Annotated in this window: 15 protein-coding genes; 1 reads left to right on the plus strand and 14 read right to left on the minus strand. The window is 55.6% G+C overall.

Features of this window, described 5'->3' with window-relative positions:
- Window positions 1–33 precede the first annotated feature (33 nt).
- The 14 genes from BCV73_RS21130 to BCV73_RS21190 all read right to left on the minus strand — a co-directional run bounded on the left by BCV73_RS21130 (window position 34) and on the right by BCV73_RS21190 (window position 17,002).
- On the minus strand, window positions 34–1,173 hold the full coding sequence (locus tag BCV73_RS21130; protein ID WP_076174129.1) for a glycosyltransferase family protein: 1,140 nt from the start codon (window positions 1,171–1,173) through the stop codon (window positions 34–36).
- A 32-nt stretch (window positions 1,174–1,205) separates the two neighbouring features.
- The gene (locus tag BCV73_RS21135) at window positions 1,206–2,291 is read right to left on the minus strand and encodes a CgeB family protein (protein WP_481855842.1); all 1,086 of its coding nucleotides are present in this window, start codon (window positions 2,289–2,291) and stop codon (window positions 1,206–1,208) included.
- Window positions 2,292–2,474: 183 nt separating this feature from the next.
- Window positions 2,475–2,801: a hypothetical protein gene (locus tag BCV73_RS21140; RefSeq protein WP_076174127.1), complete on the minus strand. Its 327-nt coding sequence runs from the start codon at window positions 2,799–2,801 to the stop codon at window positions 2,475–2,477.
- A 3-nt stretch (window positions 2,802–2,804) separates the two neighbouring features.
- Window positions 2,805–3,104: a hypothetical protein gene (locus BCV73_RS21145; RefSeq protein WP_076174124.1), complete on the minus strand. Its 300-nt coding sequence runs from the start codon at window positions 3,102–3,104 to the stop codon at window positions 2,805–2,807.
- On the minus strand, window positions 3,101–3,457 hold the full coding sequence (locus BCV73_RS21150) for an alpha-helical endospore appendage domain-containing protein (protein WP_076174457.1): 357 nt from the start codon (window positions 3,455–3,457) through the stop codon (window positions 3,101–3,103). The genes BCV73_RS21145 and BCV73_RS21150 overlap by 4 nt, the downstream gene beginning before the upstream one ends.
- A 30-nt stretch (window positions 3,458–3,487) precedes the next feature.
- On the minus strand, window positions 3,488–3,775 hold the full coding sequence (locus BCV73_RS21155) for a nucleoside-diphosphate sugar epimerase (protein ID WP_076174121.1): 288 nt from the start codon (window positions 3,773–3,775) through the stop codon (window positions 3,488–3,490).
- Window positions 3,776–3,927: 152 nt separating this feature from the next.
- Entirely contained in the window at window positions 3,928–5,307 is a 1,380-nt protein-coding gene (locus tag BCV73_RS21160; protein ID WP_179232040.1) for a glycosyltransferase family 2 protein, read from the minus strand.
- 53 nt (window positions 5,308–5,360) lie between these two features.
- Complete coding sequence (locus tag BCV73_RS21165) at window positions 5,361–6,251, minus strand: GT-D fold domain-containing protein (RefSeq protein WP_256992930.1); 891 nt, start codon at window positions 6,249–6,251, stop codon at window positions 5,361–5,363.
- A gap of 194 nt (window positions 6,252–6,445) precedes the next feature.
- Window positions 6,446–7,177, minus strand: coding sequence for a sugar phosphate nucleotidyltransferase (locus BCV73_RS21170; protein WP_076174117.1), 732 nt, complete (start codon window positions 7,175–7,177; stop codon window positions 6,446–6,448).
- Window positions 7,178–7,209: 32 nt separating this feature from the next.
- Window positions 7,210–7,962, minus strand: coding sequence for a glycosyltransferase family 2 protein (locus tag BCV73_RS21175; RefSeq protein ID WP_084204105.1), 753 nt, complete (start codon window positions 7,960–7,962; stop codon window positions 7,210–7,212).
- On the minus strand, window positions 7,962–9,080 hold the full coding sequence (locus BCV73_RS21180) for a glycosyltransferase (RefSeq protein ID WP_084204104.1): 1,119 nt from the start codon (window positions 9,078–9,080) through the stop codon (window positions 7,962–7,964). Before BCV73_RS21180 ends, BCV73_RS21175 begins: the two co-directional genes overlap by 1 nt.
- A gap of 5 nt (window positions 9,081–9,085) precedes the next feature.
- Entirely contained in the window at window positions 9,086–9,802 is a 717-nt protein-coding gene (locus tag BCV73_RS21185) for a glycosyltransferase family 2 protein (protein ID WP_256992931.1), read from the minus strand.
- Window positions 9,780–10,091, minus strand: coding sequence for a hypothetical protein (locus tag BCV73_RS35885; RefSeq protein WP_256992932.1), 312 nt, complete (start codon window positions 10,089–10,091; stop codon window positions 9,780–9,782). Before BCV73_RS35885 ends, BCV73_RS21185 begins: the two co-directional genes overlap by 23 nt.
- Window positions 10,092–10,135: 44 nt before the next feature.
- Window positions 10,136–17,002: a WIAG-tail domain gene (locus tag BCV73_RS21190; protein ID WP_179232041.1), complete on the minus strand. Its 6,867-nt coding sequence runs from the start codon at window positions 17,000–17,002 to the stop codon at window positions 10,136–10,138.
- A gap of 367 nt (window positions 17,003–17,369) precedes the next feature.
- Here BCV73_RS21190 and BCV73_RS21195 point away from each other — a divergent pair, with 367 nt between their 5' ends.
- Entirely contained in the window at window positions 17,370–18,473 is a 1,104-nt protein-coding gene (locus tag BCV73_RS21195) for a YheC/YheD family endospore coat-associated protein (RefSeq protein WP_244169395.1), read from the plus strand.
- Window positions 18,474–18,475 lie beyond the last annotated feature (2 nt).

Genomic DNA, 18,475 nt, shown 5'->3' on the forward strand with positions numbered 1-18,475 from the left:
ATTCGTACAAAAAAGCCTCCAAACGTATAGAGACTACGGGTAAATGATCGTGAGCATCTCGTTCAGGCGTTTGCCGTACGTATGGTCTCTGAACGTTCTCTCCAAGGCATTCAAGGCGATCTGTCTGCGTTCTTCCTCGTGGGCAAGATAGTATTCAATTTTGTACAATAACTCCTCCGGTGAACTGTAAGTTTCGATCTCCACGCCAGGCGTATAAAATTTGGCCAGGTCGCTCCGGCTGTCGCTTAGCTGAAGCGTCGCGCAGGCGGCAATTTCAAAGGTGCGGGGGTTGGGGGAAGCTGCGGGAATTTTAATAGCGTTGTTGTTGACGGTATCGTCTTCATGGGATCGGTGCAGATTGATGACGATCTTGGAACCGTTATAAGCCTCCGCGGTCTCGGCCGGGCCCATCCATTTGTTGAGCTCGATGCGGTCCTGATAGGCTGTATATTGAGGCAGACGGTCCCACCAGATCCCGTTGAATACGGTATTATGCTGCATAAGCCGGTCGATGATCGGATCAAAAAAGCCGATGCGGTTCCAGTACGCCGAGCCGATAAAGCTGACATCCCGGCGAAGCGGAGATATATTCCTGGATGGCCGGTAGTATTCGGTGTGTGCAGCAAAAGGCAAATGATAGACATGCGTGCATCCCAACTGCTGATAAAAAGGTACGCAGTTGGACTCCAACGTGAAGATGTAGTCGTAATGTTTGACGTTCTCCGTCGTCATGTCGGTATAGTAGGGATCGTCCGTAAGCCAGACGGCCGTACGGATTCCAAGCTGCCGAATGATATCCATCATTTCGTTGTTTACGAACATGCCGTCCAAAGCGAGCACCAGATCTGGAGCCGCCTGCAAAACTGCTTCGACGGTGATCTGCCCCGGTTCGATAATAACCACCTCGGCGACCATCGTCCGGAGCGTGGAAGAGATGGCCTCGTCCAGCGGCGAATACGGGTACCCCTTGCCCGAAGCGATATACAAGACGCGAATTTGACGGAACGGGACGGATTCAGGCGGCCGGCTGGCGATCACGTCCGCACGGCCTCGCAAATAACCTTCGTCATATCCGCGGCGATAGCCGTCCTGTCGTCCCCTGGCTCTCGCTTGGGCGGAATCGTAACTCAGGGTCAGCTCAGGGACCCTTGAGGGCCATTTAACCTTCGACATATCGACACTCCCTTGTTTGATATTGTCCGGTGTCAGAACTGTTCCAGAAACGTTCTCATCCGGGAAATAAACGTATGCTCCTGCCGAGTCGTGTACAGCCCGCGGGCCGCCATGATTCTCCGCTCCTCTTCATGCTCCAGGTAATAGATGATCTTGTTTTTAAGTTCCTCAGTGGATGTATAGGTTTCGATGTCATAGCCTGGTCTGTAATAATTGGTGAGATCTTCGCGGATATCTGTGATCTGCATCGCTCCGCAAGCACTGATTTCATAGGTCCTGGGGTTGATCGATTTGCCGCTGATCCGATGACTGTTGCGGTTGTCCTGCCCCCATTCGTCGGGACGATGGATATTGATGACCACTTTCGCCCCATTGTAATAGCGGACTGTTTCCTCCGGCGGAATGAACCCAAGCTGTACCGAGCGGCCCAGCAAATCCTGCCGGGACAAGCGCTCCCAGAACCCCCCGGCAATCAACACTTTTTTATCCTTCAGAAACGGTGCCATTTCGTCAAAAATAGCGACACGGTTCCAAAAGGCATTGCCTATAAAGCAAATGTCGTACAGGTGCTCCGGTCCGCAGCGCAGAGGCTTGAACATGTCAGCGTTCACGGCCAGCGGCAAATAGTGGACTCTTTTGACCCCAAGAGCACTGTAAAAAGGTACGCATCCCAGCTCGTGGGTAAACACGACGTCGTACGCGGTGCATGCGGCCGCGGTATCCTCGCTAAAATAGGGATCATCGACAAACCAGACGGCCGTCTTGATCCCCATCGCGCGAACCCGCCGGATATCCTCCAAATGATTTTCGGGAAATACATGCAGTCCGTTCAATACGAGGATGAGATGCGGACGCTCCTTTTGAGCAAGCTCCAGCATCTTTGGAGCCTCTACGACGATACATTCTCTGACCAGGCTGCTAAGCGCGGCAGATATACCCTGATCAATGGCATGAAAGCCCTGCGGAATATAAAATACTTTCATGTCCCGGAAATAAGGCTCCGGAGCGGGTATCCGTTCCATGACAGCCTGACAGACACCAAGGCGCAAGCCGTCCTCGTAGCCCTGCAGGTAACTGGCGCTTGCCGCCGTTTTAGCCACATTTTCCACAGTCTTCACCCTGTCTGTCTTGAATTGTGAAAGAACAATATAAATATATGCGGAAGAGGCAATTGCATCATGGACGACTGCCTTCGCGCGGATAAATTGGCGGATGCCCTGCCGAAAAACGGCAAAAAGCCTTTCGCCCCATGGCTGTCCCATGGAGCGAAAGGCTTGACTGTGTCCCGTTCCCTCACGTTATTACTTGGATTGGTAGGCTAGCAAATGACCATCTTCATAGCCTTTGGCAAAACCCGCGTTAAACCCTTCATTGTAAGCTTCGTCAAATCCTTGGCTGTACGCCGAGTCCGGACTGGTATGAGGCTCTACACCTTGAGCCACAGGCACAGGCAGCACCGGCTTTACGACCCGTTTCCGTTTTCTGCGAATGCTTTTGATCCGATGCTTTCTTTTTTTGGGTAGCAGGTGTTTTCGCCGCTTTTTCAACTTGATGACTCGCGCCTTACGGCTAAGCAGCAGGCGCTTCACGGATTTTGGCCTCCGATGACGTTTTTTCTTCGTTATCATCCGTTAATCCTCCTGTAATTCTCGGGTGACTGCGAAATGGGCGGATAGAGATGCGTTTAACCAGGGCGGCGCGGAATTCCCGCTTCGGGGCTGGCACAGGCTGATGCCCGTGAGCATCCGGCATAATGCGTCTTGATGCTGCGTCAGGAGCCGGATATTTTCAAGAAGTGCCCGGGCAGAGAGGTCCGACTCGGAAGAAATGTCGGCGATGCTCCCGAGAATCCGAGCCAGCGCCTTTTGGCTGAGCGCGATGGATTGAATCAGCTCCAGCTTCGTTTCTTGCTCACGAAGGAGCAAACTCATTTGCCCATGTCTCCGAGGCCGCCGTAATCACCGCCGCCAAACATGCCTTCACCACCACCACCACCGCCGCCGTACTCTTCTTCTTCCTGTACGAGCAATGCTTTCAAGTTGCTGCACAATCCATTCTCCATCTTCGTGAGCCCCTCCAAAAGCTCCACGATCTGACCGTGAATCTGCAGAGGCTCGCTCAGTTGATTTTCATGGCTTGCAAACGCATCCGAGTTCAAATGATTCAGCGTCCAGTTCCGCATTTTTTCGGCTTCGACCGCTTTGGCTTCCAGAATCATGGCGATGTTCCACTGGATTTTGGAGGCGGCGTCCAGCATATGCAAAAAGGCCTGTTCTCTGCTCATATCCAGCACTCCCTTACGTTTCTCCCGAAATTATTCCTCTTCATTGCTGCCCATCTCTTTCACCACATGATTCAACGTTTCCGCCAGCGCTTCCTGCAGGTCAGCAATGCTGCTAAGGTAAGAAATAATGCTCTTGTTGATCTGGCTGGAATTTTCAATCAACCCGCTCACACCGTCAAATTCCGGATGTTCATCGGGCAAATCATGAATAATCTGGGCCATCCGGACCGCCACTTGGCGCTCGGCATCCAGAACCCTGGCCATTTGCTGCTTGGAATGTGACATATGGGTGAGCATTTCGTCAATTTTGCTCTGCATTCCGGTCCCTCCCTGGTGATAGGTCACGCCTTCTGCGAATAGGCGGTCCGCCTGATCCGCATCTGCCTGCTATATCCTATGCCGCCATCCTGAAGTCAGTTACGCGATTGGGGGCAGCATCCGTTTTTTTCTCATCTTTTTTTAGAAAACCGTCAAAGCACGGGATTATCCAGGTGTGGGGGGGCGATGATCAGATCCCCTTCCGGCACAGAATTTAACCGCTCGAGCGGCCACACCGATCGTTTTCTCAACGCCATATGCCATCGTTCCAGGGTATGCAGCGATGCAAACGGCCTCATCGTTCCGCGGGACCATTGGTACACCCGTCCACCGGGGCCCTCCACCAGCTGACCGGCGCCGGCCTCCCCGGCCGATAAGGACTCATCCATTGCTGCCGAATCCAGCATTTCCCGGATCTGCTCGCTTGTCAGAGAATACTCACCGTCTGGAATTTGCCGGATATCTAACCTTGACAGCAGTACGGCTTCTGCACCCACTTGTTCCGCCCCGCCGCTAAGGGCGTACTTGCGCCCGTTCAGCAGAAAATACACAAGGCCAGACTGGTCCCGTACCAGTACATGTGACGGGTAAAAATCATGCCCGCTTCGCAATCCGGGAAACCGAGCCAGCGCGCCTTCCTTCATGTTTGTCACCCAAGCGTAAGGATTATCCCACTTATTCGTGTAATACAACTCGTTATGATGATGGACCGACTCAAACTGCTGGCCCAACTGTTTCATGCTTACGCTTCCGAAATGGTGGATAAACGAATCCCCGGCAATAAACAATTTCCGGCCGGTCAGCCGGAGCCGGATGATCCAGTCGTCGTCTTCATAGTTGCCGATCCGGTACCCCTCATCCAAATAACCGATGTGGTGCAAAACATCTCTGTGGAGCAGCAGGCAAAAGCCGACCAATCGGTCGGCTTCACGCCACTTCCCTTCGTCCGGCACATTATGACCGGCTGCAAATTCCCACATCTCCTTCACATCTTCGTAAGGAACCGGAATTTGCTGTTCGCCGCTAATATAGTTCGTCACAGGCCCCACGGCACCGATCTGAGGGTCGCTGTCCAGGCAGCGGAGCATGTGGGTCAGCCAATTCGGCGTGACAAGAATATCATTGTTCAGGATGACAACTGTTTCTCCCTTGGCCATCATGATGCCGTAATTGACGCCGCCGGCAAATCCGCGGTTCTGCTCCAGCCTTGCAAACCTGATTTTCCCGCCAAACGGCTTGAGGCAGGAGGCAATATCGTCCGTAGACGCATTGTCAACGACAATAATCTCATGCGGTTCCGGCGTATGGGCCTCGATGCTCCCTATACACTGGATCAGATATTCCGCCTGGTTATAGGTCGGAATGATGATGCTGGTGCCTTGAAACGGAATATGGAATGTGTCCCTTCCCTTTACCAGCCCTTCCGTGTACCCGCGTTCGTAACCCTCGTTATATCGGTCGCTTCCAGAGGATGAGGGAGGAGACTGCCGGATTGGCCGGCGGCCCCTTGCACTCCTGAACCACTTTATCATTTCAATCCCTCCCCGTTTTGCACACATGATATTTCTCTCCGCTATACACCTTACTATCTGGCATAAGGAATCTCACCGGAAACGAGCTTATCCGCCAAATGTCCAAAATCCAGCGCAACTTTGCCCAGCTGGCTCGCGATACGCTCGCAGATCACGACCGCGGGAATGCCGCTGGCCACGAGAGCCAGGTCAAATTCGCATATGGCCGCCTCCTGCATCACCCTTGGAATGTCCGAAAATCCCCGCACCGGGCTGATTACACCGGCTATGGTCAGCGAAGCCGAAGCCAGCAGCGTATTCGCAAGCTCGGGAGCCCGGTTTCCGATCAGAAGCAGCCGTTTCCCCGGGAGAAGCTGCTGCAGCAGACCATGCTCATGCAGCGCATAATTCATCGTGGATGTCGTCAGTGTCAGGCTGCGGTAAGATAGCCCGTAATACCGGAGCACCGGGAACAAAAGGCCCTGGAACGTCGGCAGACGGGAATGCGGAATGCCGATGATCCCGGCCATGCGGAGCGAATCGGCCAGCATATCTCGTGCCTGCGGATCAGGCAGCTGCATTCCTGCTGTCGAGAGAAAGCGCCCCTTTTGTCGGACTTCCTCCAGCGGAAGCACGGTGTCATGGGCCAGGGCCAGCAATTCTCCGTCTCCCAGTCGGACAACCGACAGGGGCTGGCCAACGGCCAAGGCATGCGCCATGCGGCCATGGACCTCTTCGGGGCGCAATAGCTGGAGCCAATGTTCCCGGTATGCCGATACTCCCGCGGCGATTACCTCATTGGCACCTATATCCGGCAGTACCGTATACGGTGGAAGCTGGGAGGCGACTGTCTCCTCCACCCCTTCTGCATATCCGGCCTGGTAAGCAGCGTCCTGCACCTTTTGGATATCGATCGAGGGCTCCGTACTGGGTTCACTGGGCCTCTCTTGGGGAAGAGGATGCACCGCGAGGGGAGTAAGCCCCAGCAGGTTCGGATGCTTTATACCATTTCCCCGCTGGCCGTACTTGTGCTTTCTTTTCTCCTTTCGGTTCAGGGGAGCATGCCGCCGACGGAGTATTAAACGTCGCTTGGCCAATTTGACACGAAGAGCCCTCTTCCATGGAGGAATGAAGGCTCTGTTTCGGATCCGAGGGCGGCTCATGGGAGAATTCCCTTCATTTTTTTGCCAGCTTCTTGCAGAGATTCAAAGGTTCCCGCGTCGCCCCACCAATGCTGCAGGATATCGTACTCCAGCCGCCCGTCTGCCGCATAGACGTTGTTGACGTCGGTTATTTCGAGTTCTCCCCGGTCCGATGGACGGATCCCGGAAATGATATCGAACACGGAAGTGTCATACATATAAAAACCGGTGACGCTGTAAGAAGATTTAGGCTTCGCTGGCTTTTCTTCAATCCGGCTGATGAGCTCCGGGCGCGCCCGGTCAAACACCGGGACACCATACCTTCTGGCATCCTGAACCTGTTTCAGGAGAACCCGCGCCGTCCCGGCAGGCTGCTGCGCAAATTTATTTACATACGTGCTCAAATCATCCATAAACAGATTATCTCCAAGCAGAACGACGAATTTTTCGTCCTTCATAATAAAGCTTCTTCCTCGATCCAGTGCCTCGGCGATTCCTCCCGCAGACTCCTGAATCCGGTAGGTTAGCTGCACACCAAAATCCTGACCGCTTCCCAAAAATTCCGTATACAAACCTGCGGACTGTTTGCCCATGACAATAAGAATTTCCTTGATTCCTGCCTGACGCAATCTGTCGATGCCGTATACGATCATGGGATACTTTCCGACAGGTAGCAAATGCTTGTTGATCAGCCGGGTCAGCGGATACAATCGGGTACCTGTCCCGCCCGCCAAGATAATACCTCTCACTGCACCACTCCTCCTTCAGATATGCTGCCTGCTTACTCTATAAACTGGCGGGGATCAATCTGCCACTTCTCTATAAACAAGCGGTGATTCCGGTCAATCAGCTGTTGAATCTGTTCGGAGGATGCCTGTTTAAAGCTGGCGCTGCCCTGATGGTGAACGAGCGCATCCCCGCAAATCAGCAGATGAAAGCCGGCCAACCGAGCCCTGTAGCAGTAATCGTCATCCTCATAATGACCTGGTGAGAATGCTTCATCCAGAAATCCGATCCTGTTCAACACTTCCCGTTTTATAAGCAGACACATGCCGATAACCCGGTTCACTTCCACCCAGCGGGACGGATCTGGCTGATTGTTTCGGGCAGCTGTCAGCTGGAATTCTTCTGTATTGTTAAAAGAAACATCCACCTTTTGTCTACCCGAGGCTGCATTGGTAACAGGCCCGACCAAGCCGACATCCGGCCGGCTGTGCAGGGCGGCGAGCATATTGGATAACCAGTTCGTCGTAACCGTCACATCGTTGTTGAGCAGGAGCAGATCGTCCCCTCCGGCCGCCGCCAGACCGATGTTGCAGGCGACTGGAAACCCGCGGTTCACCGGAAGGGAGATAAATGGAATTCCCTCCTTGATGCAGTAGCCGTCGGTACCGTCAGTCGAGGCGTTGTCGACAACGATGATTTCGTACGGCGTATCGGTGTATTTGCGGATCGCCTCGATGCAAGGGACAAGCAGATGCAGGCCGTTATGCGTGGGGATGATAATGCTCGTCATTCGCTGATTCAGACTCATCAGGCATTCCTCCGCAAGGCGACTTCCGTCCGGGAGACTGTAGAAGACTGGGGCATCCAGCCGGCATCAATCAGCGCATGGAACGCTTCCGCATGGTCACCGATAATCAGGTCTGCCACCGCATTGCCGGTGCCCGTATTCCCGGGACGCTTCCGGTTTGCGCTGATCACGTCAACCGGCTGCACCAGCGCGAAGCGGTGCCCCTTCGCAAGGGCCAGTGCTTGGGCCTTGGGGGGAACCATCAACTGCTCGCTGCCGATATCATCAATCAAACGTCTTGCCAGTGCATGTGGAACGGCCGTTAGCGAATTTGCCCCCAGTTCCGGGTGCCCTAGCACCGTATTTAAAAAGCTTTTGCACCGCGTTACCTCATCCTGATGCATATATGGCGGCAAATACGGATTCAGGTCATTCAGCGCAGCGTCTATCCCTTCATCCACCTTATATATAAAAGGAGCCAGTTCCTCGGCGGAGATCACGACATCCCCGTCCGTAAACAACACGATATCCGCCGAGGTCATGGCGGCCCCCATGCTCCGGCCCACGTCATGTCCGAGCCGGCCCGGAACATGGAGGATGCTGGCGATCCGGTGATTGCGTGCAGCCGAGTAGCTTTGATCCCGGCAGCCGTTCAGTACGACGATTACTTCCTGGAGCGGCAGCCGTTCCAATTGCTGAAGCACCTTGCCCAGCGTATCCTGTTCATTGCTGGCACAGACGACGGCTGCGGCCGTCCTTGCCAGCGGCAGCGGAATACGGTTGTCCTTTCGCCCGGAACCTTTAGCATAACCGTCGGCGTAGCTTTTTGACAGCCGGAGCATCGTACGAATACCCGGACGCTTCTTCACATATGCCGCGCACCAATCGGAAAACGCCCGCTGAAGCGGCGATTCATAGAGGAGAACATCCCCTTCTCCTTCTTCGGCGTCGGCTTTGCCTCCTGCAAGGAGTCCTGCCTGATAAGCGGCATCCGCCAGCTTGCCTTCCCCCGCCCGGTAGATTGACGGTAGGGCCGCACGGCTCCGCTTCGGAATGGTGCGCCTTTCCTGCCGCCGCTTCCTCCCGGCCCAGTTTATTCGAGACCGAGCCGTTACACTTCTTCTTGTTCTTCTTCTCATCAGGCTCACCTTCTCACCCGCTTTCGTTCCCGTCCCAGATCGCTTCGAAGCCCCCTCGGATCCGTTACCGACAAATACCACTTCACTGCCTGAATATGATCCGCAAGAACCACCTCCTGCAGTGGATCTTTTCCGTCCACTTTGGCTCTCCGCTTATTTAACCGTCCTACGGGTACTTCATGAACCGCTTCGACCCTGAGCCCGGCGGTGACTGCCTTCGCTAAAGCAAGGGGAGGGACCGACAGGCATTCGGCTCCAAGCATGTCGACGGCGCGGCGGCTTAATGCATGCGGGACGGCGGTCAGAGAGGCTCCAAGCAGATCGGCGCGGCGCAGCATCGTATTTAGAACATGCTTGGCCTGAACGACCGGATGCGTCTGACGCCGGCGAACCGGGCCTCTATACCGGTTCAGCGCGACATCTACCCCGCCAATAACCGCCGTGACGAAGGGACGAAGCTGCCCGGCACCGATCGGCATGTCTCCGTCCAGGTACAGCATTACCTGACCCCGGGCGGCCTGCGTCCCTGCGCTTCTTCCCACATCATGCCCAAGCGGATGCTCATACCTCAGCACACGAGCCCCCGCAGACTCGGCCGCTTCTGCCGTTCGGTCGCGGCAGCCGTTGGCTACGACAATAACCTCGCAGGAAGGATGTACCCGCAGCGCTTCCCGGACCACGGCAGCGATCGTCTTCTGTTCATTCATCGCAGGGATGATCACCGATAAGACCGGAGGAAGGTCGGTATGGGGCATCCGCCTTGCCTGCGGCTTGGTTCGATGCCTGGTTCTTGACCATACGCCCGTCTTCGATGCTTGTCGGTACTTTCGGCGGGTTGGTCGATAGGTTCGTCTGTATCTTATCCGCCTCATCATTCGACATATCCCTCCCTGTCATATCAGCACGTATCTCATCACATCCTATGCCATGGGGAATGCCGTGGAAGCGGCGTTTGTGCAATGTATTTAGGTATCGTTCACGGATTTCATCACGATACTTGCTGATGATCAAGAGCATAACAAAAAAGCGCGGGGACTCTGCCCCGCGCTGGTTACTTATTCCTTATCTTTATTCTCTTTTGGTTCTGCCTCAGTCCTGAACGCGCTTCGCTGCCTCATGCTGCGCTGTGCATAGCCCGTGGTTCCTTTTCCTGATGGAGAGACCGAGCCGATCGCGATCCAGGACAGGAAACCGAAGGTTTCCGGGCCCACCCGTCTTCTCACCACTTCGATAAAGGCGATATCTTCCCGCTGCGTGTTCAATACAGCATAGAAATCGGGATGATTGCACATCGCCACGATCACATAATGGGTGTTTGGATACGGTTCCGGCAGCGTCACCGGTACTTCAACCTGCAGCTGGCCTTCGCCGATCCGGAAAGAAGTGATGCCGTACTGTTGAAGGGCCGGCTGTCCCGAAGCACTCTGAACGGGTGCAAAAGCAAGCTGTTCACCGGTGACCGACCTAGCGGCGATGTGTCTGTTCTGGATCGCCCCGTTCTGGATATGGTCCGAATGGACCGCCCCGGATTGAAGATGCCATTCCTGGATGCTTCTCGCCTGAAGGTGAAGAGGCTGAATCGTTTCCGGCTGGATGTGGCTGCCGTCGATCGTGTTCGGGGCAATTTTATCGCCCGTAACGGCTTCATCTTCCAGCAGACCGGTGGTAACGGACTCCGGTGCCAGGTGATGCGCCTGAACGCTGCCCGGCTGCAGATGGTCCGAGGATACGGATTCAGGGGCCAGATGATCCGGACCGACCGCTCCCTCTGCAAGATGTTCACCTTGGATGAGGCCGGGCTGCAGGTGCCATTCCTGCACAATGCCGGACTGCAGATGGTGCGGCTGAATCGTTTCCGGCTGGATGTGGCTGCCTTCAATCGTGTTCGGGGCAATCTTTTCCCCCGTGACGGCTTCATCTTCCAGCAGACCGGTGGTGACGGACTCCGGCGCCAGGTGATGCGCCTGGACGCTGCCCGGCTGGAGGTGTTCCGAGGATACGGATTCAGAGGCCAGATGATCCGAACCGACCGCTCCTTCTGTAAGATGTTCGCCCTGAATGAGGCCAGGCTGCAGGTGCCATTCCTGCACAATGCCGGACTGCAGATGGTGCGGCTGAATCGATTCGGGCTGGATATGGCTGCCGTCAATTGTGTTCCGGGCAATTTTTTTCCCCGTGACGGCTTCATCTTCGAGCAGACCGGTGGTGACGGACTCCGGCGCTAGGTGATGCGGTTGTACGCTGCCCGGCTGCAGATGGTCCGAGGATACGGATTCAGGGGCCAGATGATCCGGACCGACCGCTCCCTCTCCCAGATGTTCGCCCTGAATGAGGCCGGGCTGCAGGTGGTACGGCCCGATGGATTCCGGCTGGATATGGCCGCCGTCGACCGCACGGGAAGCGATCTTATCCCCCGTTACAGCATCCTTTTCCAACGAATCGGCCGTGACGGACTCCGGCGCCAGGTGATGCGGTTGGATGCTGCCCGGCTGCAGATGGTCCGAGGATACGGATTCAGGGGCTAGATGATCCGGACCGACTGCTCCCTCTGCCAGATGTTCGCCCTGAATGAGGCCGGGCTGCAGGTGGTAAGGCCCGATGGATTCCGGCTGGATATGGCTGCCGTCAACCGTTTGGGAAGCAATCTTATCCCCTGTTACGGCTTCCTTCTTCAGTGATTCGGTCGTAACCGAATCCGCCGCCAGATGATGCGGCTGGATAAGGCCTGGCTGCAGATGCCATTCCTGAATCGTCTCAGCGTGAAGGTGGTACGGCTGGATCGACTCGGGCTGGATATGGCTGCCGTCGACCGCATGAGGAGCAATCTTGTCGCCCGTAACGGCCTCATCTTCCAACGATTCGGTCGTGACGGTATCCGGCGCAAGGTGATGCGGTTGGATGCTGCCTGGCTGCAGATGACCCGAGGTGACGGATCCGGACGCCAAATGCTCCGGGCCAACCCCTCCTTCTGCAAGATGTTCTCCGCGAATAAGGCCGGGTTGCAGATGGTAAGACCGGATCGATTTGGGCTGGATATGGCTGCCATCCAATGTATTAGAGGCAATCTTATCCCCAGTCACGGCATCATCTTCCAGTGAACCGGTCGTAACCGAATCCGGCGCAAGGTGATGCGGCTGGATGCTGCCCGACTGCAGATGATTCGAGGTGACGGAATCGGCCGCCAGATGATCCGGACCGATCGTACCTTCGGCAAGATGCTGGCCCTGGACGATACCCGGCTGCAGATGCCATTCCTGTACAATGCCGGACTGCAGATGGTGCGGCTGGATCGATTCCGGCTGAATATGGCTGCTGCCTACGGCGCGAGAAGCGATTTTATCTCCCGTGACGGCTTCATTCTTCAGAGCATCTGTCGTGACCGAATTCCGTGCCAGGTGATGCGGCTGGATGCTGCCCTGCTGCAGGTGATCCGAGGTGACGGATTCGGCTGCCAGATGTTCCGCGCCGACCGCTCCTTCTGCCAGATGTTCCCCATGAATGAGGCCGGGCTGCAGATGGGACGGCTGAACCGATTCCGGCTGAATATGGCTGCTGCCAACCGCGTTGGAAGCGATTTTATCCCCCGTCACTGCTTCGTCTTCGAGTGAATCCGTCATGACCGAATTCCGTGCCAGGTGGTGCGGCTGGATGCTGCCCTGCTGCAGGTGATCCGAGGTGACGGATTCAGCTGCCAGATGTTCCGCGCCGACCGCTCCCACTGCAAGATGTTCTTCATGAATGAGGCCGGGCTGCAGATGGGACGGCTGAATTGATTCCGGCTGGACATGGCTGCTGCTAACCGAGCCTGGAGCGATTTTATTCCCCGTAACGGCTTCGTCCTTCAGAGAATCAGTCGTTACGGAACTCCGATCCAGGTGATGCGGCTGGATGCTGCTCCGCTGCAGATGATCCGAGGTGACCGATTCGGGGGCCAGATGATCCGGACCGACGGCCCCTTCTGTAATATGCTGGCCCTGAATGAGTCCTGGCTGCAGATGCCAATCCTGGATGCTCTCGGCCTGAAGGTGAAGCGGGAGGATCGATTCCGGCTGGATGTGGACACTTCCTATCGCACCCGTGGCCAATTTAGCCGAGCTTACGGATCCATCCTTCAGCGCATGCTCGTGAACAGCCCCAAAGGCCAGGTGCTCCGCCGTTACGGCCCCTGTCTGGATGTGATGGCTTCCGATCGACGTGTCCGCCAGCTTATCGGCTGTGACCGCACCGGGATGCAGCGCTTCGGTATGCACCGAACTTGTGGCCAGATGCTGCATACCGACACTGCCTGCCTGCAGCTGTTCCTCTCCGACCGATTCGGGGGCTAAATGCCTGAAGTCCACCGCACCAGGGGCAATATGCTGCTTCTCCACGCTCTTTTCCTGAAGCTGAGCCGAGCCGATCGATTTCGCCTCGATATGGCGGGTTCCGATCGAATCCGGCGCGATCTTGTCACCGGTTACTGATCCGCCCTGGAGGGCAACTTCGGATACCGCATCCGGGGCAAGATGGCCGGATTGTATGCTGCCGTTCGTCAGATGGGCCGCTGTGACGGATGCCGGCGCTAACTGCTTAGAGCCTACAGCTTCTTCACCCAGGTGGCCGATGCGGATAATCCCCTCCTGAAGATGCTCAAAACCGATGGAGGCCGGTTTCAGATGAGCGCTGTCGACGGATGCCGGTGCCAGCTTGGAGGCGCCCACCGCACCATCCTGCAGTGCCTCCGAATATACGGCACCTTCAGCCAAATGCTGGGCTTTGATGCTGCCTGACTGAAGCTGCTCTTCTCCCACGGAATCCGGAGCAAGATGCCGGAAACCGACCGCCCCCGGAGCAAGATGCCGCTGCTGTACGCTTTTCTCATGGAGATGAATGGAGCGGACGGCATCCTGTTTGATATTGACGCTGCCGACCGATTCCGGTCCGAGCTTCGATGCGGTTATTGCGCCGTCCTTGATGGCTTCTGTGTTAACCGATAACTGACTCAAATGGCGTTCCTGGATCAATGCGGACTGCAGATGCCCTTCGCTGACCGAGCCGGGTGTGAGATGACGCTCGCCGACAATGCCTTCAGCTAAATGTCTTTCCTCGACAGTACGGTCTTGCAGATGCTCGCCGGAAACAGAACCGGCCTGGAGCTGATTCCCTCCGACTGAGCCTGCCGTGAGATGACGCTCACTGATGATATTATCAGCCAGATGCTTCTCTTCCACCGCTTGGTTCTGCAGGTGCACCCCGGATACGGAATCGTCCTGAAGCTGATTTCCGCCGATCGAACCGAACGTAAGGTGACGCTCACTGATGATATTGTCAGCCAGATGCTTCTCTTCCACCGCTTGGTTTTGCAGGTGTATTCCGGAGACAGAGTCGGCCTGAAGCTGGGTTCCTCCGACCGAACCGGCTGTAAGATGGCGCTCACTGATGATATTGTCAGCCAGATGCTTCTCTTCCACCGCTTGGTTTTGCAGGTGTATTCCGGAGACAGAGTCGGCCTGAAGCTGGGTTCCTCCGACCGAGCCGGCCGTAAGGTGGCGCTCACTGACGATACCTTCGGCCAGATGCTTCTCTTCTACTGAATGGTTTTGCAGGTGCGCTCCGGTGACGGAATCGGCCTGAAGCTGGGTTCCTCCGACCGAGCCGGCCGTTAGATGGCGCTCGCTGACGATGCCTTCAGCCAGATGCTTTTCTTCGACCGCTCCACTGTGCAAATGCACGCTGGAAACCGAGCCGGGCTGAAGCTGTACTCCGCCGACTGATTCTTCCGAGAGATGCCGCTGGGTTACCGCACCCACGTTGATCGAGCGGGAAGTGACGGCGTTGTCGGACAAATGCTCACTGCTTACGGACGCGGAGGCCAGCTTGGGGCTGCTCACACTCCCATCAGCCAGTTTGGCAGACGTCACCGCCAGATCCTGAATTTTGTCGGTCGCCACGCTTTCGGGTGAAAGCTTCAGGGAGGTGACCGCATGGTCTGCTAAGTGAGCCGGATAGATAATGCCGTGATTGAGATGACCGGATTGAACGCTTCCTGCTGAAAGCTTTTCTGCAGTTACCGCTTCATTCCTAATGATTGCGTTGTGTACGATTCCGGGCGTCAGATGATCTGCGTTCACCGAACCTTTGGCTATATGCTGGGTTGTGACGGCCTGATCCTGAATCGCGGACGCTCGCACGCTTTTGTCGGACAAATGCCGATCCTGAATCGAAGCCGGGCGGATATGCTCCGCGCTGATGCCGCCTTCGGCTATATTGCGGCCGCCGACCGCGCCGTCTGCCAGTATGCCGCTCGTCACGCTGCCGCCTGCGAGCTTTTCACCAATGACAGATTTGTTCTGCAGATGACGGGAAGCTACCGCTCCATCCGAGATATGCTGCTCGACAATGGCGCTGCGGGTAATGTGTCCCGTGGTGATCGACCCGTGTCTGACATGAGAGCCTTCCACGACGTTTGCCGCAATATGGCTGCCGTTAACAGCCCCCTGCTGAATGTGGGACGTCTGGATGGAATTCGGCGCAATCTGTGCTTTCTGGACGGCACCTTGTGCCAGATGCCGGGTCTGCACGGCTTCGTCTGCAATTTTCTGGGGCAGAATGCTTTGATCGGCAATTTTAGATGAGGTGACCGTCTGCTCGACAATATGCACCGTTCCGACCGACTGCTCTGCCAATTTGTTCGCCCCGACGCTGTGGTCGGCCAAGTGCGCTGCAGTGATCTCGCCGGGGGCGATATGCTTGCCGCGAATGGTCGCATCCGCCAAATGCGCGGACGTTACCGCAAAGGGTGCCAATATTGGTCCGGTCACGGCTCCATCCTGCAGATGTTGGGTGCCGACTGATTTTTTGGCGACATGCTCGCTTGACACGCTCCCCGTCGCGATTTGATTTCCGCCAACGGAGCCGTTCTGAAGAAGTTCCCCGGTCAGTGATCCTTCCCGTATATGAACGCTTTCGATGGAGCGCTCCTTTAGCTTGTCGCCCGTAATTTCGCCGGTCCGGATCTTCGAGCCGGTAACGGCGCCTTCGGCCAGTTTCGACGTGTCGATCACTTCATTGGTCAAATGCATGGACTGGATGCTGGCCCCAGCAATTTTGCTTGCCGTTACGGCTTGGTCTTGCAGCAGATCTGTGTTTACGACCAAATTGCTCAAATGGCGTGACGTGATGGAACCGTCGGCGATTTTGGTGGAATCGATCACCTGGTCGCCCAGCTTGGCGGATGTAATACTTCCGTCGCGGATTTTTTCCCCGCTGATGGAGCGATCCCGAATTTTGCTGCCGCTGATCGCGCCGTCGGTCAGATGCTCCTCCAAAATGGATTCAGAGGCAATTTTGGAGGAGACCACGGAGCCGTCGGCTAAGTGAATATGAGAGACAGCATAATCGGCAATGGCCTCGCTGCCTACCGAGCCGGGCTGAAGTCTGGACGAGTCAATGGCCCGGAGCGCAATTTTGGACGTCGTGACCGAACCGTCGCTCAGATCATCCGTATAAATGATTGGCTCCGGGGAGTTCGGCATCCTTTTTTCTTCAATGATCTCCTCCAGCTCCTCACGGTCCCGAACCGGCACCGTCTCCTCAGGTATAGCTTCTTCAATAACAGGCTCCTCGGGTACCGCTTCCTCGGATACCGCCTCCTCCTCGGGCTCTTCTATTGCCTCAGGCTTGCTCTCTGCAGTGTCCTCCATTTGGTGCTCTTGTATCGGTTCAACTGTCTCCAAAGTCGTTGTTTGCTGGACATCTTCCTTTTCAAGGACTGCATCAGGGGCAATGGATCGGATTTCCGCATATGAATCAAGTTGGTTTGTCTTTGGCGCCGTTACTTTGCTTTTACGGATCAGTTCCAACTCCTGAATTTCAGGATTATCCACGAAATAGAGGTTCTTGTTCGGTTGTTTAACCGTCCGGCTTTTATTTTTCTTCTTCAAAAGACCTCGCTCCTTCCTGACCGGATGCATCTTGGGCATCATATGCGAACAAATAGGCCGTTGTCACTGATTTCCCGGTTTTTGTAACGATTTTGAACTAGCCAATCGGATGAGTGCTTCCGGCAGAACAATCCGGGAGGACGGGATCACAAATATTCAGGGATAAAAGGTTGAAGTTCGGGGGATGATCGAGGGACATCCTGAGGGACATGAGCGTCACCTGCCCACCAATAACTACTCTGTGCATTCATCCTTTCACCGTTTGAGAAAATAGGCGGCACGTTACGGACAAAGACCCTTGCTTATAGCAATCTATGGCATAGGATATATAAAAAGTGGGATGACGGAATGCCAGGGAGGGATGAACGTGTGGATTTCTGATGTTGGAATTCTGCTGAATGCAGCGGTGCACCGGGGAATTCCCGGCGGAAAGACGGGAGCGGAATCCCTCGTCAATTATGAAGAGGCGGCCCGGATGTTCGGCTTAAGGCCGTGCTATATGAAACTACAGGATATCGATATTGAACGCCATGAATGTTCGGCGTTTGTTCTCAGAGAGGGAAAATACGTTTACACCAGGCTTCCGCTGCCAAGGGTCATTCATAACCGGGCCATCTACTTTGACGGGCGGTCAAAAAATAGAATTCAACGTCTTATAGACGGCGGATATATGATATTCAACGCCCACAATCGGTACGGGAAAGATGAAATTCATCACTTGCTCGAAAGTAACCCGCTGCTTTCGCAGCATCTTCCCGATACGACGATCGCCGCCCCTTCCTCTGTCCAGGAAATGATGCGGCGATATCGTGATCTGATATTAAAGCCTTGCGTCGGCAGCGTCGGCAGAGGAATTATGCGCCTTCACGCCCACGGCCAGCACTGGTATCTTACTTATGCCCGAACCGGGCGATCCCTGGGATGGACGACGGTTCGCTTGAATAGACAACAACTTCCGGGCATCCTGCTGCGCCGGATCTCCCAGGCGCCCTTTCTTGTCCAGGAACGCATCGCACTGGCGGAATATAAACAGCGGCCTTATGACCTTCGCGTCTCCATCCAGCGAGGCATCAGCGGCAGCTGGAGCCTGACGGGAATGTATGCCAAAGTCGCCGCATCCCGAATGTTCGTCTCCAATGTCGCTCAAGGCGGCAAGGCCTTCCCGGCCGAACGAATTCTGGCCGAAAGCCTGCCGGGGTTATCTGCGGACAGAATCTCGGATAGCGTACATCAGCTCGCCTTCGGCGTGGTCCGGCAGCTGGAGCAGCATTTGCCTTTTGCGGCGGACCTTGGCCTGGATATCGGCGTCACGAAGGGCGGCAAGCCGTATTTTATTGAATGCAACGGACGGGATCAGCGTTACGGCTTCCGAAACGCCAATATGCCCCAGTATTGGAAAAAAACCTATCGTGAGCCCATGGCCTATGCCCGGTACCTGGTAAATCGGCAGCACGCCGGCATAGGACTTTGAGC

This window comes from Paenibacillus sp. SSG-1 (genome assembly GCF_002224835.1).
Lineage (GTDB): Bacteria > Bacillota > Bacilli > Paenibacillales > Paenibacillaceae > Paenibacillus_AQ > Paenibacillus_AQ favisporus.

Bases quoted from the DNA above. Each gene is read 5' to 3' on its own strand.
- BCV73_RS21130 (WP_076174129.1), bottom strand. From the start codon at position 1,173: ATGTCGAAGGTTAAATGGCCCTCAAGGGTCCCTGAGCTGACCCTGAGT.
- BCV73_RS21140 (WP_076174127.1), bottom strand. From the start codon at position 2,801: ATGATAACGAAGAAAAAACGTCATCGGAGGCCAAAATCCGTGAAGCGC.
- BCV73_RS21145 (WP_076174124.1), bottom strand. From the start codon at position 3,104: ATGAGTTTGCTCCTTCGTGAGCAAGAAACGAAGCTGGAGCTGATTCAA.
- BCV73_RS21150 (WP_076174457.1), bottom strand. From the start codon at position 3,457: ATGAGCAGAGAACAGGCCTTTTTGCATATGCTGGACGCCGCCTCCAAA.
- BCV73_RS21155 (WP_076174121.1), bottom strand. From the start codon at position 3,775: ATGCAGAGCAAAATTGACGAAATGCTCACCCATATGTCACATTCCAAG.
- BCV73_RS21160 (WP_179232040.1), bottom strand. From the start codon at position 5,307: ATGATAAAGTGGTTCAGGAGTGCAAGGGGCCGCCGGCCAATCCGGCAG.
- BCV73_RS21175 (WP_084204105.1), bottom strand. From the start codon at position 7,962: ATGAGTCTGAATCAGCGAATGACGAGCATTATCATCCCCACGCATAAC.
- BCV73_RS21180 (WP_084204104.1), bottom strand. From the start codon at position 9,080: ATGAGAAGAAGAACAAGAAGAAGTGTAACGGCTCGGTCTCGAATAAAC.